Consider the following 17,025-nt stretch of genomic DNA (forward strand, 5'->3'; position numbering starts at 1 on the left):
GGCGGCCTCAGCGAGCCGCCGCATCCACCGCCGCGCGCAGCTCCTGTTCCACCTCGTTGGCCAGGTCCCGAAGCCGCTCGTCGTCCAGCAGCCCGATCAACGTCTGCGGGCGCAGCAGGCCGATCTTCGTGCGGTTGCCGTCGTTGCGGTCGGCGTACACCACGATCTTGCAAGGCAGCAGGTAACCGACCTTCTGATCGGTCTCCAGGGCCTGCTTGGCCTTGGCAGGGTTGCAGACCTCGAAGATGTGGAAGTCGGGTTCCAGGTGGAAGCCCTTCTCCCGCAGCTTCTCGTTGACGTGCAGGTGCCAGAGGGCGCTGAACTTGCGCTCGGCCAGCGCGGATTGCAGCGCTTGGATGGCCTCGTCCACCGGCTTGTCCGTAGCCACCGTGTAGTCAAGCTCTGCCATCGAGGATCCCTCCCCCGCGTCCCCGTCTGCGTAGGATTCGCCTCGTCACGGCCGCTCGTGCGGTGGATTGGCGTCGCTCTCGGCGGCCAACCTCGCGTTGCGCCGGAGGTGGTCCAACAGCACTTGGCGCACCGCCTGACACGCCTCCAGGATTTCGCGCGACGCGAGTCGGTAATACACGTTGAGCCCTTCCTTGCGGGACGCGACCAGGCCGTACTGGCGCATGAGGGCCAGGTGCTGCGACAGGTTGGCCGTGGTGGTGTCCACGGCGCGGGCCAGCTCACCGGCGGTCATCTCTCCACGGGCCAGGGTGTACAGGATCTCCAGCCGTTTGGGGCTGGCCAGCACGTGGCAAAGGCGCGCCTGGAGTTCCAGCAATTGCCTCTCCGTGTCCGTCCATTCGGATGTCATCGGCGACCACTTCCCCATTCCCCGAGCCAGCATCGCTAATTATTTTCTTAATCACTTCAACTATCGTCCTCCCCGGGGAGCGGTGTCAAGCCCATGGATCCTGTGAATCGGCTTGGCGGTGCACGCCTGCGGGGTCGGTCCCCGGTGCCTGCCCGGACCACGTGCGGTTCCGCCGGCACCTGGCGCTTCGTCCCAGGGGTTGCGCGATGAGAGGACGCCCGCTATACTTACCCTCAGATTTTCAGTAGTTGCTTAAATACTGTTCCGGCCAGTCCTTGCCGAGCCGGTGCCGTCCGGGATCGATGGGCGACGCCGGCTCGGCGGCAGATCGCGGCCGAGGAGGGGCGCCATCCCGATGGGGAGTGGGTTTCCAGATGTCGTCACCCCTGACGAGCTACGCCGGCGACTTGAAGCCGGTGACGCCCCGTTGATCATCGACGTCCGCGAGCCCGACGAGTACGCCCGCGGGCACATCCCAGGGGCACGGCTCCTGCCCTTGGGCGAGGTGCTCGCGCGGTCCCGCGACTTGCCGACCGACCAGGAGATCATCCTCGTCTGCCGCAGTGGCAACCGTTCCGGACTCGCCCAGGAATGGCTGAAGGCGAAGGGCTTCCGCAACGTCCGCAACCTGGCGGGCGGCATGCAACGGTGGAAGGGTCCGGTGGAATACGGCTCCGGCCAGGGACGGTGAGGGGAGGGACAAGCGGTGGACGCGAGGACGCGGACGCCTGGGGAGATCGACGCCGGTGAGCTCAAGCGGATGCTGGACCGGGGCGAGACCCCGTTCGTGATCGATCTCCGCAATGACGAGGAGTTTCGCCGCTGGCGGATCGAAGGCCGCCAGCCCCTGCAGGTGATCCACGTGCCGTACTACGAGATCCTGGCCGAGGCCGAGGAAGACGATCTCACCGCATCCGCCAAGGCCTACGCGCGCCGGCACTGGGTGGACGACCTGCCCCGGGAAGGGCGGATCGTGGTCGTGTGCGCCCACGGCGGCACCTCCGGGTATGTGGCCCAGGGGCTCCGCGAGCTGGGCTATGATGCCGTCAGCTTGCGCGGCGGCATGGTCGCCTGGGGCGACCATTGCGAATTCGTCCCCGTGGTGGAGGAAGAGGGCCTTGCCGTTTATCAGGTCAACCGCCCTGCCCGCGGCTGCCTGAGCTATCTGGTGGCCTCGGAGGGGGAGGCGGTGATCATCGACCCGCTGCGCCACGCCGAGCGCTACCTGGAGTTCGTGCGCCGGCACGGCATGACCATCACCCGGGTCCTGGACACCCACGCCCACGCCGACCACATCAGCAGCGGCGCCGAACTGGCAGAACGACTGGGCGTGCCCTATCACCTGCACCCCTACGACGCCATTCACCCCATGGACGTGTTGCCCGCGACCTTCCGCTACCAGCCGGTGTACGACGGGCAGGAGTTCCGTGTGGGCCGTGCCACCTTGCGTGCAATCCACGTGCCCGGGCACACCCTGGGACAGGTGGTCTACCTGCTGGACGGTCGCTACCTGTTCAGCGGTGACACCATCTTCGTCGAGTCCATCGCCCGCCCGGACCTGGGTGGCCGGGCCGAGACCTGGACGCCCCTGTATTACCGGTCCCTCCTGCGGCTGATGGAACTGCCCGACTCCACGCTGGTTCTTCCCGGACACTTCAGCCGGCCGCAGGAGGCCGACGCCCGCGGCCGCGTCGCCGCTCGGCTCGGGGACCTCAAGCGGTCCAACGAGGGACTGCAGGCCCTGGTGGCCGGCGAACGCGCCTTCGTCGACTTCATCATGGCCCGTTTGCCGGAATTCCCGCAGCAATACGTGGACATCAAGCGGGTCAACGGTCAAGTCCCGAACTGTCTGTAAAAGCGGTCTGGGTCATGCCACGGTGGCAGCGGGTGAAACCTCTTTCTGCGCCGCTCTTTGCCGTTGCCGCTCCTCGATGTAGCGCTCCAGCTGCTTTCGTTCGTGCTCGCTGAACTGCACCCGCCGCCAGCGCTCACTCGCCCGCCACAGCACGGCGAAGACTAGCTTCAGGCACTCCCGCTCGCTCCGAAACCGCGGGATCACCTTGGCGCGCCGCCGCTCCTCCTCGAAGCTGCGCTCCACCAGGTTGGTGGTCCGGACATGCTTGCGGTGGGCGGCGGGTAGCCGCAGGTGCGCCAGGCTCGCTTCCAGGTCCTCCTGCAGGCTCCGCATGGCCGAGGGATACTCCCGCCCGAACCGCTCCACCACCTCGGCCACCAGCCGCCGGCCCTGCTCGATATCCGGTGCGTCCCGGATCGCCTCCAGGTAGGGCTTGAGCACGGGCCGCGCCTCCTCCGGCACCTTGTCCAGCACGTTCCGCATCTTGTGCACCCAGCAGCGGATGCGCTCCGCCTCCGGCCACATGGCTTCCACCGCCTGGATCAGCCCCGGCGCCCCGTCCGTCGTCACCGTCAGCGGCGTCTTCAGCCCCCGGCGCACCAGATCCCGGAAGTGCTCCAGCCAGTCCTCGTAGCGCTCCTTGTTGCCCAGGCTCAGGTGCACCAGCACCTTGCTGCCGTCGCTCAAGATGGCCCAGGTGACCAGGATGCCCTCACGGCAGCCCGCCTGCCGGCGCAGCGACTCGTAGATGGCGTCGGCGAACAGGTACACCACGTCGAGGCCTGACAGGTCCCGCTGGGCAAAGGCCTCGAACTCCTCGTGGAGCGCCTCGGTGATCCGGCTCACGGTGGACCGGCTCAAAAGCGGCGCTTCGCTGCCCGCCAGCTCCGCCAGCGCATCCTCGATGTCCCGGCTAGAGAGGCCCCGGGCGTACATCTCCACCACCAGGCGCTCCAGCACGTCCGTCCGCCGCTTGAGGGCCCTCCACAGCGTGGGCTGGCACAGTCCCTCCATGCCCCGCACCTGGGGGACGTCGATCTCGAGCCGCCCCTCGGCGCAACGCAGCGTCCGCGGCTTGTAGCCGTTGCGGGCGCCTTCCTGGCCAGGCTCGCGCCGCTCGTAGCGTCCGCGCCCCAAAAGCTCCGTGACCTCTGCCTCCAGCAGCTCCTGGATGAGCTTGCGGGCGCCCAGGCGGACGAGGGCATGGGTCAGGTCCTCGACCTCAGTACCCTCCCGGGCCTGCGCGGCCAGCTGCCGGGCCAGCTCCGCCAACTGCTGGCTGGGTGGTATCCTGGACATAGGTCTGGGTCCTCCTCGGTGTGCCCCAGCTGGGGCGAGTTTTCCGACGCCACCGATGGTAGCCCAGACCGCTTCGCGTTTACAGACAGTTTAGGACGTCACCCGGGTCAACCTCGGTTTGCTGCGTCCGAGCGAGGATGAGGCATCCGAGCTGGAGCTGGGGCGCAACGTGTGTGCCCTGGCCGAACAAGCCGCCTGAAGACAGCAGGGGGGTCGCCGATGAGCACCACGTTCAAGCCCAATGCCACCATCGATGCGCGCGGTCTGTCCTGTCCGTTGCCCATCGTCCGGGCGCGCAAGGCCATGGACGCCCTGCAGGTCGGGGAGGTCCTCGAGGTGCTGGCCACCGACCGGGGCGCGCCGGCCGATTTCCGCGGCTGGTGCGAGCAGACGGAGCACAAGTTCCTCGGTGTGGTCGAGGACGAGGGCTTCTTCCGCTTGTACGTCAAGAAGCTGGTGCCCGAGACCAAGGAGAAGGGTCCCCTCTTTCCCCGGGAGATCCGCAACGAGGAACTGGCCCGGCGCCTGGAGGCTGGCGAGGCGCCGATCGTGCTGGACGTGCGGGAGCCCGAGGAGTACGAGGCCGGCCACATCCCCGGTGCCCTCTCCGTACCCATCGAGTCGCTGGTCGACTTCACCGACCGGCTCGACCGGACTGCCGAGATCGCCGTGGTCTGCCGCAGCGGCCGCCGCAGCGCCTACGCCTGCCGCATTCTGGAACAGGCCGGCTTCGAGAAGGTGGTCAACGTGGTGCCGGGCATGTCCGCCTGGTCGGGGCCGGTCGAGCGCGGCCGCGCCGAGGACGCCCCGTCATCGACAGCGTCCTGACGTCTGGGTTGGCAAAGCGCCCCGCACCTCGGGTAGCCCAAGCACCGCAAGGCTGCACGGTTTGACGAAAGCGCAAAGGAGGGGCCTTCCATGTCCGCTCGTCGCGTCGCCATCATCGCCAGCCACGGCAACATCGACGACGCGTACAAGGTGCTGAACATCGCCACGGCAGCCGCCGCCATGGGGGCGGAGGTCCAGGTTTTCTTCACCTTCGACGGCTTGAAGATCATCCATAAGGAAGCGAATCGGCAGTTGCCGGTGCCCGAGCACCTGCAGCCGGCGCTGGAGGGCTTCAAGAAGCACAACGTGCCTTCGGTGCCTGAGCTGCTGGAGATTGCCAAGGAATCGGGCGTCAAGCTGATCGGCTGCCAGATGACCATGGATGTCATGGGCATCGGCCTCGACCAGCTGGTGGACGGGGTCGAGCCTGGTGGCGCGGCCACCTTCCTGGCCTTCGCGGCCGAGGCCGACGTCAACGTCACCTTTTGAGCGCTGGGAGCGGGCGCCCGGGTCCGAACCCGGGCGCCCGGTGCACCCCGCGGCCATGTGCGGGAACGGGGCGCTTGAGGCATCCGCGGACGTGAGACAAGACATGGGGGAGGAAGGCCCAGATGAGCGCCCTGCTCTTCCTGATCGGCCTGGCCGGCGGGTTCTTCTCGGGATTGCTGGGACTCGGCGGGGCGATCCTCATGGTTCCGCTGCTCCTGTTCGTCCCGCCGCTGTTCGGCTTCCCGGCCCTGGACATGAAGCAGGTGGCCGCCATCACCATCGTGCAGGTGTTCTTCGCGGCGCTGTCCGGCATGGTGGTCCACTGGCGCAACCGGTTCGTCCACAAGGACCTGGTCCTGACCATGGGAGGAGCCAGCGCCCTTGGCGCCCTGGCGGGCGGCCTGCTGTCCGACCTGGTGAACGCCCGCGCGTTGCTCCTTCTCTTCGCCAGCATCGCCACGCTGGCGGGCGTGCTGATGTTCCTGCCCCGCCGGGAGGGAGATCCGGACGCGACGGCGGACCAAGTCCGCTTCCATCGGCCGCTGGCCGTGGCCATCGCCCTGGCGGTGGGGTTGGTGGGCGGGCTCGTCGGGGCGCCGGGCGCCTTCATCTACGTGCCTCTCATGATGTACGTGCTCAAGATCCCGACGCGGGTCACCCTGGGCTCGACCCTGGCCATCGTCCTCTTCACCGCCGCCTTCGGCATGGCGGGCAAGGTGGCGACGGGGCAGGTCGACTGGCCGCTGGCGCTGGCGCTGGTGCTGGGTTCGGTCCCCGGCGCCCAGGTGGGGGGGTACCTATCGAAACGGGTCCGGGCCGGTGCGCTGCGCTGGATGGTCGCCATGGTGGTCTGGGGATCCGTCGTGCAAATGTGGCGCCAGGCCCTCGGCGGGTAAGAAGGACGTGTCGGCCCATGGGGATCTGATCGATGTGGACATCCGATGCCGCGGTGGCCGGTCGCCTGCGGGCCGAGGATACCGTCGACGGCCTGTTCGTCCAAGGCGCGAGTCCTCCGCGGCAGCGTCGTGCCTTGAAGGAGGTCCGTCCATCATGGGAGAGCACCATCACGCGGGCGCAGAGCCATTCCGTGCTCGCGGACGTCCCGGGCTGCATGGGACCACCCGCCTCGGCGTGGCCGGGCTGGTGGCCGCATCGCTCTTCCTCGCTGCGTGCGGCGGGGTGATGACCCCGGCGGCGACCTTCGATCCCGACTACGAGGTGCGCTGGTACGAGTCCCAGAACGCTGCCGGGCCCGAACTCGATCCCCGGTGGGACGGTAACGGCTGGCCCTACGTCGCCGACGAGGTGAGCCAGGGTGTCACCGTGGTCGACCTGGCCACGGGCGAGCCGGTGCAGTTCATCCGCACCGAGGGCGGCGTGCCGCACCACCCGTACATCACCAAGGACCAGCGCTGGGTGCTGGTGACCATCCGTTACGGCGACTGGGTGGCGCCTGGGGATGTCGGCCGACGGCAAGTACGTGGCCGTCGCCAATACCCTGGATGATGAAGTGATCATCATCGACACGGCGACGGACCAGATTGTCCACCGGGTCGGGAACGTGCCCAAGCCGGTGAACGTGGAGTTCCTTGGCAAGACCCACGTCATCGCCACCGGCAATCGTGCCGACGGCTCCTTCTCTTTCATCGACGCGGACAAGGGCCAGCTGATCAAGACCGTCAAGACGGGCGGCGGGGCCAACATCGCCTACTACGGTCCCGACGGCAACGTGTGGGTGAACCACAACGGCGCCCAGCACATCAGCGTGCTGGACTTCGCGACCTTCGAGGTCATCAAGGAGATCCCGGTCGTCCAGAACCCGCACTGGATCTACTTCTCGCCGGACGGGAAGACCGCCTACGTCACCAACTGGGGCGCCAACTCGATCTCCATCATCGATGTGGAGAAGATGGAACGCATCAAGGACGTGGCGGTGGGTCTCAACCCCAACGGCATGGCTGCATGGCGCTGAAGTCCAACGTCCCCCCGGACGTCATCGCCCGGTGGCAGGCGAACAAGGACCAGGCCAAGGAGGTCATCGCCAAGGCCGCCAGGCTGGTGATGCCGGAGCCCCGCTCGGAGGCCGAGGCGTTGTTCTTCCAGAAGTGCACGATCTGCCATGACGTGGGCCGTATCATCCGCAACAACGCCCGGGGTGACCAGTGGGACGCCATTGTGGAGAAGATGCGGGGCAACGGGGCTCCCATCGACGACCGGGAGGCCAAGATCATAGCCGAGTATCTCAAGAGCGACCAGCACCGCAGCCTCGACATCAAGACCGAACTCCAGATCGAAGAGCCGTTGGACCCGGCCAAGGAGTGTGACGACGATCCCGCGATGCCTTAGACAGGGTCTTGCGGCCAAGCAATGATTGAGGGCTGCCGCAGGATGCTCAGCCGGGAGCCGGGGGACGGCCGACGGGGTGCGGCCTGACGGCGTCACCGCGGAAACGCACCTCAGGGGGAGGGAGGGCGCGCGTGCGCGCCCTCCCTCCCCTTTTTTGTCGTCGGCCTGACCGGCCGGTCCATGCGGGAGCCCAAGTCTTCAGCTTCTACTCAGGTTCCACTCATGTCGGCCTCAGGTTGGTGCCCGACGGTGAAGGTGATGCCGAGCCCGCGGCCGACCGCGGGCCGGCCACCGGCGGCGAAGGCCGACGGCATCGGACTTCGCCGCCGGCGTCGCCCTCCATAACGAGAGACCCGGGAGGTGACAGGCCATGGCCACCAGCCGGCGGCGGGTTGCGGAACGGGAGGGGTTGCAACAGGTCGCCCCCGTGGAAAAGGGCGTTCGGGATATAGAGGCACCCAAGAGCCTGTTTCACGAACCCAGGTATTTCCGCAGGATTGCACCCACGTGGGTTTAAGTGAGGCCATGGATTGGAATTCTCCGTCGCCCGAGGTGTCCCTATGGCCTACAACTTCCGCCCGGTGAACCGTGACCAACTGTACCTGCTTCCACCGAGCCTTCGCGACTGGCTGCCTGAGGACCATCTGGCCTGGTTCCTGATCGATGCGGTGGAGCAGATGGACCTGCGGGCCTTTTACGAGAAGTACCGCGCCGACGGCTGGGGTGGAGAGAGTTACGACCCGACCATGATGGTGACGCTGCTGCTGTACGCCTACTGCGTCGGCGAGCGGTCGAGCCGGCGGATCGAGCGGTTGTGCCTCGAGGACGTGGCCTTCCGGGTGATCACCGCCAACCAGAAGCCGGATCACGTGACCATCGCCCGCTTCCGCCAGCGCCATGCGCGGGAACTGGCCGAGCTGTTCACGCAGGTGCTGCGGCTGTGCCGCGAGGCGGGGCTCGGGAAGGTGGGCGTGGTCGCCCTTGACGGGACGAAGATGAAGGCCAACGCCTCGCTGGCGGCCAACCGAACCTACGATGCGATTCGCCAGGAAGTGGAGAAGATGCTCCGGGAAGCGGAGGCCACGGACCGAGAAGAAGATGAGCGGTACGGCCCCGGGCGTCGTGGGGACGAGTTGCCGGAGGAGCTGCGCCACCGTGCGAGCCGGCTGGAGCGGCTAAAGGCATGCAAGCGGCGGCTGGAGGAAGAGGCGGCCCGGGAAGCCGCCCGGCAGCAGGCCCGCATCGACGAACGGAAGGCCCAGGAGCAGGCGACCGGCAAGAAGCGGCGGGGGCGGAAGCCGAAGGCGCCGGATCCCTCGGTGGATCCGGCAGCCAAGGCCAACATCACGGATCCGGACAGCCGGATCCTGAAGACCCGGCAGGGCTTTGTGCAAGGGTACAACGCCCAGGCGGTGGTGAGCGAAGACCAACTCATCGTGGCCGCGGCGGTGACGCAGGACGCCAACGACGTGGGCCAACTGCACCCGATGCTCCAGCAGGCGCAAGCCAACCTCCGGGCCGCGGGCGTGGACGAGCCCATCCGGGCCGTGGTGGCCGATGCGGGGTACTGGAGCGAGGCGAACGTGAAGCAGGCGCCGGCCGAAGGGCCGGAGCTGTTCCTGGCGACGAGCAAGGAGTGGAAGCATCGTCAGGCGGTGAAGGATGCACCCCCTCCGCGGGGCCGGATCCCCAAGGGGCTGAGCCTGCGGGAGCGGATGGAACGCAAGCTGCGGACCCGGCGAGGGCAGGCGATCTACGCCAAGCGCAGCCAGACCGTGGAGCCGGTGTTTGGGCAGATCAAGGCCGTGCGAGGCGCCGACCGGTTCCTGCGTCGCGGTCTGGCGGCGTGTGACAGCGAGTGGAAGCTGCTCTGCTTGACCCACAACTTGCTGAAGCTCTGGCGAAGGGTGACGGAGAGATCCGCGTCCTTACCCTTTCGTTGCACTGCTGCGGCGCCGGCGTAGAAGGGCAGCGACCGGGGCCCCCTCACCGACGCGATGCTGACCGCCAACCCATGCGATGTTGCTGTATAGGCTCAGTACCTTCCAGCCCGTCCCGATCAAGTCAGTGTCCGTGAAACAGGCTCCCAAGGGGACCCTGCTGGTCGTGTTCCTCTACTTGCTCGGCATCGCCGCCATGTGGAGCTACATGTACTTCAGGTTGCTCCGCAGTGCGTGACCCCGCTGCCTCGCACGACCCCTCTGGGAGCAGCTTCGGGAGGCGATGGTCGTGCACGTCGACCGCTACGAAAAGATGTGGATCTGGGTCAGCGCAGCCTTCCAGCTCGCGCTTGTTCTGGTGCTGGCGTACACCACCTTCGGCATGGGCATTCGCCTGCCCGGTTCGGGTGACGCCCACGCGGCCGGCGTCGACCACCGGACGGCGGCGCCGGCACGCGTGACGGCGAATGATCCGCCCTTCACCTCACCGGGAGTTCGTGCCGTAGGGCCCAACCGGTATGAGGTCGTCATGACGGCGCAGGCCTTCGGATACGAGCCCAACGAGATCCGCATTCCCCGGGGTGCGACGGTCGACTTCGTGGTGACGAGCAAGGACGTGATTCACGGTTTCATGATTCCAGGAACCACGGTGAACACGATGATCATCCCGGGCCAGGTGACCCACGTGCAATATACCTTCGACGAGCCGGGCGAGTACACGTTCTTCTGTCACGAGTACTGCGGGATCGGGCATCACGTGATGTCGGGCCGGATCGTCGTCGAATGAGGCCGGCGGCATCGAGGGGGACGTGACGACCATGGAATCTCGCGGCATTCCGCTGGAGTTCCGTGGGGATTATGCCGACGCCCGCAAGCACCTGCTCACCGCCATCTTTTTCGGCCTGGTGCTGGGCGTGTTGATGGGCCCGCTGCAGGCCCTCGACAAGGCACGCATCGATTTGTACCAGAACCTACCCTTGATCAAGAGTTACTATCAGGGGCTCACCCTCCACGGCGTCGCGCTGGCCCTGATCTGGACCAGCTTTTTCAACGTGGGCTTCCTGACGTTCACCGCGGTGCGGGGCTTCGGCCGCCCCTTGCAGAGCCGGCGTCTGAGCCGGGCCACCCTGTGGATCATGTGGGCCGGCCTTGCCCTGGCGCTGTTCGCCATTCTGACCAACCGGGCCACCGTCCTGTTCACCGCCTACGCGCCCCTGAAGGGGCACTGGACCTTCTACACCGGAGTGGCCCTGTTCGCCGTCGTCGGCACGTGGTTGCTGGCGGCCAACGTCTTCTTGACGTACCGAGCGTGGAAGCGCGACAACCCGGGCCGGAAGACGCCCCTACTGGCCTTCGGTACCCTGGTGACGCTGACCATGTGGACCCTCGCCACCAGCGGCGTGGCGACGGAGTTCGTGATCTACCTCATCCCGTGGTCGCTGGGCTTGCGGGAGGGCATCGACCCGCTGCTGACGCGCAGCCTGTTCTGGCTGACGGGCCATCCCATCGTGTACTGGTGGCTGCTCCCGGCCTACCTGTCGTGGTACTTCATGCTGCCGCGCCAGGCGGGCGGCAAGCTGTTCAGCGAATCCATGGCGCGGCTGGCCCTGCTGCTGTTCATCCCCTTCTCCCTGCCCGTCGGCGTCCACCACATGTACACCGACCCCGGGGTCGCCACCCACAGCAAGATGCTGCACGGCTTTCTGACCTTTGTGGTCTTCCTGCCGAGCTTGATCACGGCCTTCACGGTGGTGGCCTCCCTGGAGATCGCGGGACGCCAGCGCGGGGGCCGGGGATGGCTGGGGTGGATCCGCGCCCTGCCGTGGCGGGAACCCTCGGTGGCGGCCCAGTTGCTGGCCATGGTGCTCTTCACCGTGGGCGGGGCGTCGGGCCTGATCAACGCCTCCTATGTCCTGAACCTGCTGGTCCACAACACGCTGTTCGTGGTGGGGCACTTCCACCTGACCGTAGGCAGCGCCGTCACCCTCACCTTCATGGGCATCAGCTACTGGCTGATTCCCGAGTTGACCGGCCGTGCGCTGCGCGGCCGGCGGGTCGCGCTGGCCCAGGTGTGGCTGTGGTTCCTCGGCGTGGCCATCATGGGCCGTGGGATGGCGGCGATGGGGCTGGAGGGGGTGCCCCGTCGCACCTGGTGGTCCCAGGCCGCGTACCAGATCGCCGAGGCCCAGGCCGGCGGCGTGATGACGGCCGCGGGCGGCGCGCTCCTTTTCGTCAGCATGCTGCTGTTCGTGGGCGTCGTCGTGGTGACGATGCGCGGTGCGGAAGCTCCAGCGCGGCAGGCGGTACCCGTTGCCGAGCCCCTGGACGGCGGCATGCCGGTGCCGGTGTGGCTCAACCGGCTGACCCCGTGGGTCGTCGGTACCGTGGTCCTCACCCTGTTGGCCTGGGGTCCCGTGGTGTGGGGACTGCTGCAGTCGCCGTTCAGCGCCCCCGGCCTGAGGGCCTGGTGATCGCGACGGGTGAGCCGGGCCATTCATCACCACGGGTGCCGAGCGCCCTTCCCGCAGCGGCCGGGGAGGGCGCTCGGCGTATGACAGGAGCACCGACTGTCGGAGCCGCTCGGTCCATTGCCCGGGAGCCACCCTGCAACGATGCCGGCTCGCCGGATGGGGTAGGGCGCCCCCTGGCGGAGCCGCTTCACCGCGAACCCCTCGACCTTCCCTTCCCGGTACCTTTTGCCGGGCCCCCCGCTGCGGTAGAAAGAGGAGAGAGGAGAGCGACGGGCGTGATCGTCGGGACCGGGATCGACATCGTGCAGGTGGAGCGCATCGAAGCCATCTTGCGCCGCCGGGGGTGGCGCTGGGCGGAGCGGGTCTTCTCTCCGGACGAACTGGCCGCCGCCGGCGCCGGGCCCCACCGGGCCCGGCGCCTGGCGGCCCGCTGGGCGGCCAAGGAGGCCTTCGCCAAGGCCTTGGGCACGGGCCTGCGGGGGCTGCGCTGGCGGGACATCCGGGTCCGCCAGGACGAGGGGGGCCGGCCGTGGCTGGAGGTCGCGGGCCGGGCGTCCGCGCTGGCCCGGGCGGCGGGCGTCCAGCGCATCCACCTCAGTCTGTCCCACGACGGCCAGTGGGCGGTGGCCCAGGTCATCCTGGAAGGGACCGGCCCCGGGGAGGGACGGCCTTGACGGCGGAAGAACCGGCCGGCATCGCAGGGAGAGGGGTTGCAGGTCCTCGAGCCGGGGTGCCCGCGACGCCGGGCGGGGCATCCGGGGCCCCGCGAGGGGGACCCGCGACCTCTGGAGAGCCGGCGAGGCCGGCAGGGACCCCCGCCACCGGCACCGCGCCAGCCAGCGGCGCCGCCCTGGAAGGGGATCCGGGGCCTAGAGGGGTGTGGGTGCTCTCCGCGGCAGCGGTGCGGCGGGGCGACCGCCTGGCCGCGGACGCCGGGCTGGGCGGTCCGGTGCTCATGGAGACGGCGGGGCGCACGGCGGCCACCCTGCTCTGGAAGGTGGCGGGCCCCTTCTCGGCCCGGGAGCCCGTGGTGGTCCTGGCCGGCGGCGGGAACAACGGCGGCGACGGGATGGTGCTGGCCCGCTGGGTGGCCCGCTGGGCGGGGCCTACCGCGGTGAAGGTCTTCCTGCTGGCGGAGCCCGGCCGGTTGCGGGGCGAGGCGGCGGTGCAATGGTCGCTGCTGGCCCGTTCGGGCGTACCGGCGTTCGCGCTGGCGGGTGAACCGGCCCCGGGCGCCCAGCAGGGATCTCGCCAGAACCCCGGGACGGGGGCCGGGGCGGCTCCGGTGGCGGCCGAGTTCCCGGAGCCCGGGGCGGCCCGCCAACCCGCGGCGGGCTCGGCCGGCGCGGCGGGTCCGCACACCGAGGTCGGGCCGCAACCCGCGGCGGACCGGCCGGCCGCGGCCGGTCCGCCGGCCGCGGCCGGTGCGGGATCCGGGGTGGGGCTGGCGGTGGACCCGTTTCTCGATCACTTGGAAGCTGCCGTCGCCCGCGCCCGGGTGGTGGTCGATGCCCTGCTGGGCGTGGGGGTGCGGGGCGCCCCGCGTCCCCTGGCCGCCCGGGCCCTTCAGGTGGTGGGAGCCGCGGGGGTGCCGGTCTTCGCCCTGGATTTGCCCTCCGGCCTCGACGCCGACACCGGGGAGGCGGCGCCGGTGGTGCCGCGCGCCACCTGGACCGCCACCTTCGCCGCGGCCAAGTGGGGTCTCGTGCTCGGCCAGGGCCCGGAACGGGCCGGGCAGGTCTTCGTGGTCGACATCGGCTGGCCGCAGGAGACCGGCACCGGCGTCGGCGGGACGGGCGGTGAGGCGGAAGCCGGCGCGCCCGGCGGCGGCACCGGAGGTTTCCCCTCCGCCCGCGTCCTCGATGCGGCCGGCGTGGCGGCCCTCCTTCCCCGGCGGCCCTGGGATGCCCACAAGGGCTGGGCGGGTCACGTCGTCGTAGCCGGCGGACGGCCGGGGCAGGTGGGAGCGGCGGTGCTGGCGGGCACGGCCGCCCTGCAGGCCGGGGCGGGCACCGTGACCCTGGCCGTGCCCGCGCCGGTGCGGACCGAGGCCGCGGTCCACCGCCCGGAGATCATGACCTGGGCCCTGCCCGCCACAGCCGGCGGCGAGTGGGACGCGGCGGCCGTCACCGCGCTGGCGCAGCGGGAACGGGAGCGGCGGGGCCGGGTGGTGCGGGTGATCGGGCCGGGCCTCGGGCAGAGCCCCGGCGCCGCCGCCTGCCTGGTCGCATGGCTCGGCCTCGACAGGCCGGCTGCGAGGGATCCGGCGGAGGGGGCGTCGGACGACGACCGCCCGGCCGATGCGCCCCACGGTCGCCCGGCCGATGGAGCCCCAGGGACCGACGGGGAGCCGGGCGCCCGCGCGCCCGAGGGCGCCGCGGCGGCCGGCTCGGCCGCGGCCGGGCCGGTTTGCCGGCCTACCGTCCTCGACGCCGACGGGCTGAACCTGGCGGCCCTCCTGGGCATCGATCGGCTGCGGGAGCGGCCGGGTTCCTTCCCTCTCGTGCTGACGCCCCACCCGGGGGAGGCCGCTCGGCTGCTGGGCTGGACCACGGCCCGGGTCCAGGCCGAGCGGCCGCGGGCCGCCGTGGAACTGGCCCGCCGGGCGGGGGCCGTCGCCGTGCTCAAGGGGGCCGGGACCCTGATCGCCGGCCCGGGCGGCGAGCTCTACATCTGCACGCGGGGTCATCCCGGCATGGCCAGCGCCGGCATGGGCGATGCCCTGGCCGGCATCGTGGGCGCCTTCCTGGCCCAGGGGCTCGAGCCGCTGGCGGCCGCCCTGGTGGCCGTGTTCGTCCACGCTCTGGCGGGCGAGCTGGCGGCGCCCGCGGAGGGCATCCCCGTGCAGGCGACGCAGCTCATCACGCGGTTGCCGGAGGCCCTCGACCGCATCCGCCGGGGGTCGCCGGGATCCGCGGCGGCGCTCGGCATCCCCGGCGTCGCATGGTTGCGGCCGCCCCTCGAGGGTGATGGCGCGCCCGTCGGCTAGCGGGGGACGCAGGACGCTAGCGGGGGACGCAGGACGGGTCGGCCCACGGCACACCCCGGCGGGACACACGCCGGCGGGACGCCGACCACCCTGGCCGGGAGCCACCCGGATCACGGCGTGCGTGCCGCAGCGGCGGACCGTGGACGGCCCTGGCCGTTGCATCCCGTCGGCGCCGGTCGGCGCCCGCCAGCGACCGCCGGCCCAGGAGGCCTGGGCCTGACCGGATCCCACCGGCGGCCGCCGGCCGTTGCAGGGCGCGGGGCCTGCGACCGGCGGTTCCCCCGGCCCCTACCCGACTCCCGCGGGCGATCACCAGGCGACAGGGCCTCGGCCCGGACGGCCCCCCGACTCCTGCTCGGCCCCCGCGGGCGACCGCCGGTGAAGGCGTCTGGGGCGGGTCCCGCCCAGCGCCGTCGGCCGCCGCCCGGGGACAGGGTCCAGGCCCGGCCGGATCCCACCCGCCGTAGCCCGCTGCAGCCCGCGACAGGGTCCGGGATCCTGCCAGCGAAGCCATCTTAGGGATTCGCGCCGCTTCGCGCCTCGCGGTCCCGGGCCCGTGGCCGCCGCGCCCCGGCGCGGGACGAGGTCCCGCCATCCGCGGCACGGGCCCCGCATCCGGGGGAGCATCCCGACACCAGCGGCCCCCGCCGGGCTGAATCCCCCGCGGCGGCCGGGGTGGGAGCGGCGCCGTGCCACGGCGGCCGCCGGCCGTGGGCGGCGTCGTGGCCCTGGCAGACCGACCCGACGACCCGATAGGAGGACCCACCGGAGGAGGAGTCCGTCGTGGAAGGGCCGGGCCGGGTGCGCCCGATGCGCCCCACCTGGGTGGAGGTGGACCTGGACGCCATCGCCCACAACGTGGAGACCCTGCAGCGGCTTGCCGCCCCCGCCCAGCTGATGGCGGTGGTCAAGGCCGACGGCTACGGCCACGGGGCGGTGATGGTCGCCCGCACCGCCCTGGCCCACGGGGCCCGGCGCCTGGCCGTGGCCGTCGTGGAGGAGGGCGTCCACCTGCGCCAGTCGGCCATCGCGTGCCCCATCCTGGTGATGGGCTGGACGCCGCCATGGCAGTACGGCCTCGCCCTCCGCTACGACCTCGAGCTGACGGTGAGCAGCGAGGAGGAGGCCCGGGCCCTGGCCGAGGCCGCCCGCCGGGAGGGCCGCAGGGTGCGGGTCCACCTCAAGGTGGACACCGGCATGGGGCGGCTCGGGCTGCGCTGGGACCACCCCCGGCTGGCGGAGGTGGCGGCCCGGATCGCGGGGCTGGGCGGGCTGGAGCTGGTGGGCGTCTTCACCCACCTGGCGACGGCGGACGACCCCGATGCCCCCCTCACCGAGGAGCAGTTGGCCCGCTTCGGCCGGATCGTCGCGACCCTGGACGAACGCGGCCTGCGCCCGCTCCTGCGGCACGCCGCCAACAGCGCGGCGCTACTGCGGCTGCCGGGGGCCCGCTACGACCTGGTCCGGCCGGGCATCGCCCTCTACGGCCTGGAGCCGTTCCGCGGCGCCGTCGCCGCCTTCGACCTCCGGCCGGCGCTGGCTTGGAAGACGCGGGTGGCCCTGGTCAAGGAGGTGCCCGCCGGCACCCCCATCAGCTACGGGGCGACCTTCGTCACCCGCCGCCCCTCGCGCATCGCCGTCCTGCCCGTGGGCTACGCCGACGGGCTCAGGCGAGCCCTCTCCAACCGCGGGCAGGTGCTGGTCGGCGGCCGACGGGTGCCCATCGTCGGCCGGGTGTGCATGGATCAGGTGATGGTCGACGTGACCGACGCGGGGCCGGTGGCGGTGGGCGACGAGGCCGTGCTCATCGGGCGGCAGGAGGACGAGGCGATCACCGCCGACGAGATGGCGGGCTGGATGGATACCATCGGGTACGAGGTGGTCACCGGCATCGGGCGGCGGGTGCCCCGCATCTACTTGCGGGGGGGCCGTCCCGTGGCGCAGGCGCCGCTGTCCCACCTGCTGTGACGCCTGCGTCCCCCGGGCGG

At 70.5% G+C, this 17,025-nt stretch carries 17 protein-coding genes; 14 read left to right on the forward strand and 3 right to left on the reverse strand.

Going from position 1 to position 17,025, the window contains the following annotated elements:
- Positions 1–7: 7 nt before the first annotated feature.
- A complete protein-coding gene (locus E1B22_RS04830) occupies positions 8–409 on the reverse strand; it encodes a DUF302 domain-containing protein (protein WP_135224779.1) in 402 nt (133 codons plus the stop codon).
- 45 nt (positions 410–454) lie between these two features.
- On the reverse strand, positions 455–820 hold the full coding sequence (locus E1B22_RS04835; RefSeq protein ID WP_135224780.1) for a helix-turn-helix transcriptional regulator: 366 nt from the start codon (positions 818–820) through the stop codon (positions 455–457).
- 355 nt (positions 821–1,175) lie between these two features.
- Between E1B22_RS04835 and E1B22_RS04840 the strand changes: the two genes are divergently transcribed.
- Positions 1,176–1,511 carry a rhodanese-like domain-containing protein gene (locus tag E1B22_RS04840; RefSeq protein WP_135224781.1) on the forward strand — a complete coding sequence of 112 codons (336 nt, stop codon included), beginning with the start codon at positions 1,176–1,178 and terminating at the stop codon, positions 1,509–1,511.
- A gap of 15 nt (positions 1,512–1,526) precedes the next feature.
- On the forward strand, positions 1,527–2,675 hold the full coding sequence (locus E1B22_RS04845) for an MBL fold metallo-hydrolase (protein ID WP_243123745.1): 1,149 nt from the start codon (positions 1,527–1,529) through the stop codon (positions 2,673–2,675).
- A gap of 12 nt (positions 2,676–2,687) precedes the next feature.
- Here E1B22_RS04845 and E1B22_RS04850 read toward each other — a convergent pair whose 3' ends face one another.
- Complete coding sequence (locus E1B22_RS04850) at positions 2,688–3,974, reverse strand: IS256 family transposase (protein ID WP_135224086.1); 1,287 nt, start codon at positions 3,972–3,974, stop codon at positions 2,688–2,690.
- Positions 3,975–4,193: 219 nt separating this feature from the next.
- Here E1B22_RS04850 and E1B22_RS04855 point away from each other — a divergent pair, with 219 nt between their 5' ends.
- The 12 genes from E1B22_RS04855 (at position 4,194) to alr (ending at position 17,005) form a co-directional block, all read left to right on the forward strand.
- On the forward strand, positions 4,194–4,802 hold the full coding sequence (locus tag E1B22_RS04855) for a sulfurtransferase TusA family protein (RefSeq protein ID WP_135224782.1): 609 nt from the start codon (positions 4,194–4,196) through the stop codon (positions 4,800–4,802).
- Positions 4,803–4,892: 90 nt separating this feature from the next.
- Positions 4,893–5,291 (forward strand): DsrE/DsrF/DrsH-like family protein, encoded by a 399-nt coding sequence (locus tag E1B22_RS04860; protein ID WP_135224783.1) that lies wholly within the window; start codon positions 4,893–4,895, stop codon positions 5,289–5,291.
- 122 nt (positions 5,292–5,413) lie between these two features.
- Positions 5,414–6,187, forward strand: a complete 774-nt coding sequence (locus tag E1B22_RS04865; RefSeq protein WP_135224784.1) for a sulfite exporter TauE/SafE family protein — start codon at positions 5,414–5,416, stop codon at positions 6,185–6,187.
- A 247-nt stretch (positions 6,188–6,434) separates the two neighbouring features.
- Positions 6,435–6,797: a hypothetical protein gene (locus tag E1B22_RS04870; RefSeq protein ID WP_135224785.1), complete on the forward strand. Its 363-nt coding sequence runs from the start codon at positions 6,435–6,437 to the stop codon at positions 6,795–6,797.
- The gene (locus E1B22_RS04875; protein ID WP_135224786.1) at positions 6,751–7,263 is read left to right on the forward strand and encodes a YncE family protein; all 513 of its coding nucleotides are present in this window, start codon (positions 6,751–6,753) and stop codon (positions 7,261–7,263) included. Before E1B22_RS04870 ends, E1B22_RS04875 begins: the two co-directional genes overlap by 47 nt.
- Positions 7,254–7,637, forward strand: coding sequence for a cytochrome c (locus tag E1B22_RS04880; protein WP_135224787.1), 384 nt, complete (start codon positions 7,254–7,256; stop codon positions 7,635–7,637). Before E1B22_RS04875 ends, E1B22_RS04880 begins: the two co-directional genes overlap by 10 nt.
- A gap of 560 nt (positions 7,638–8,197) precedes the next feature.
- The gene (locus E1B22_RS04885; RefSeq protein ID WP_135224107.1) at positions 8,198–9,601 is read left to right on the forward strand and encodes an IS1182 family transposase; all 1,404 of its coding nucleotides are present in this window, start codon (positions 8,198–8,200) and stop codon (positions 9,599–9,601) included.
- A 259-nt stretch (positions 9,602–9,860) separates the two neighbouring features.
- The gene (locus E1B22_RS04890) at positions 9,861–10,364 is read left to right on the forward strand and encodes a cytochrome c oxidase subunit II (protein ID WP_243123746.1); all 504 of its coding nucleotides are present in this window, start codon (positions 9,861–9,863) and stop codon (positions 10,362–10,364) included.
- A gap of 31 nt (positions 10,365–10,395) precedes the next feature.
- On the forward strand, positions 10,396–12,048 hold the full coding sequence (locus E1B22_RS04895; RefSeq protein WP_135224788.1) for a cbb3-type cytochrome c oxidase subunit I: 1,653 nt from the start codon (positions 10,396–10,398) through the stop codon (positions 12,046–12,048).
- 275 nt (positions 12,049–12,323) lie between these two features.
- Positions 12,324–12,722: a holo-ACP synthase gene (locus E1B22_RS04900; RefSeq protein WP_135224789.1), complete on the forward strand. Its 399-nt coding sequence runs from the start codon at positions 12,324–12,326 to the stop codon at positions 12,720–12,722.
- Between the two features lie 209 nt (positions 12,723–12,931).
- Positions 12,932–15,037 carry a bifunctional ADP-dependent NAD(P)H-hydrate dehydratase/NAD(P)H-hydrate epimerase gene (locus E1B22_RS04905; RefSeq protein ID WP_243123747.1) on the forward strand — a complete coding sequence of 702 codons (2,106 nt, stop codon included), beginning with the start codon at positions 12,932–12,934 and terminating at the stop codon, positions 15,035–15,037.
- A gap of 783 nt (positions 15,038–15,820) precedes the next feature.
- Positions 15,821–17,005: an alanine racemase gene (gene alr, locus E1B22_RS04910; RefSeq protein ID WP_135224791.1), complete on the forward strand. Its 1,185-nt coding sequence runs from the start codon at positions 15,821–15,823 to the stop codon at positions 17,003–17,005.
- The last annotated feature ends 20 nt before the right edge of the window (positions 17,006–17,025 follow it).

Origin of the sequence: Thermaerobacter sp. FW80 (assembly GCF_004634385.1) — a bacterium.
Taxonomy (GTDB): Bacteria; Bacillota; Sulfobacillia; order Thermaerobacterales; family Thermaerobacteraceae; genus Thermaerobacter; species Thermaerobacter composti.

Excerpts from the sequence above, each read along its gene's own strand:
- E1B22_RS04840 (WP_135224781.1), top strand. The coding sequence starts at position 1,176 with ATGGGGAGTGGGTTTCCAGATGTCGTCACCCCTGACGAGCTACGCCGG.
- E1B22_RS04830 (WP_135224779.1), bottom strand. The coding sequence starts at position 409 with ATGGCAGAGCTTGACTACACGGTGGCTACGGACAAGCCGGTGGACGAG.
- E1B22_RS04850 (WP_135224086.1), bottom strand. The coding sequence starts at position 3,974 with ATGTCCAGGATACCACCCAGCCAGCAGTTGGCGGAGCTGGCCCGGCAG.
- E1B22_RS04895 (WP_135224788.1), top strand. The coding sequence starts at position 10,396 with ATGGAATCTCGCGGCATTCCGCTGGAGTTCCGTGGGGATTATGCCGAC.
- E1B22_RS04865 (WP_135224784.1), top strand. The coding sequence starts at position 5,414 with ATGAGCGCCCTGCTCTTCCTGATCGGCCTGGCCGGCGGGTTCTTCTCG.
- E1B22_RS04860 (WP_135224783.1), top strand. The coding sequence starts at position 4,893 with ATGTCCGCTCGTCGCGTCGCCATCATCGCCAGCCACGGCAACATCGAC.
- E1B22_RS04835 (WP_135224780.1), bottom strand. The coding sequence starts at position 820 with ATGACATCCGAATGGACGGACACGGAGAGGCAATTGCTGGAACTCCAG.
- E1B22_RS04880 (WP_135224787.1), top strand. The coding sequence starts at position 7,254 with ATGGCGCTGAAGTCCAACGTCCCCCCGGACGTCATCGCCCGGTGGCAG.
- E1B22_RS04875 (WP_135224786.1), top strand. The coding sequence starts at position 6,751 with ATGTCGGCCGACGGCAAGTACGTGGCCGTCGCCAATACCCTGGATGAT.
- E1B22_RS04855 (WP_135224782.1), top strand. The coding sequence starts at position 4,194 with ATGAGCACCACGTTCAAGCCCAATGCCACCATCGATGCGCGCGGTCTG.
- E1B22_RS04885 (WP_135224107.1), top strand. The coding sequence starts at position 8,198 with ATGGCCTACAACTTCCGCCCGGTGAACCGTGACCAACTGTACCTGCTT.
- E1B22_RS04890 (WP_243123746.1), top strand. The coding sequence starts at position 9,861 with ATGGTCGTGCACGTCGACCGCTACGAAAAGATGTGGATCTGGGTCAGC.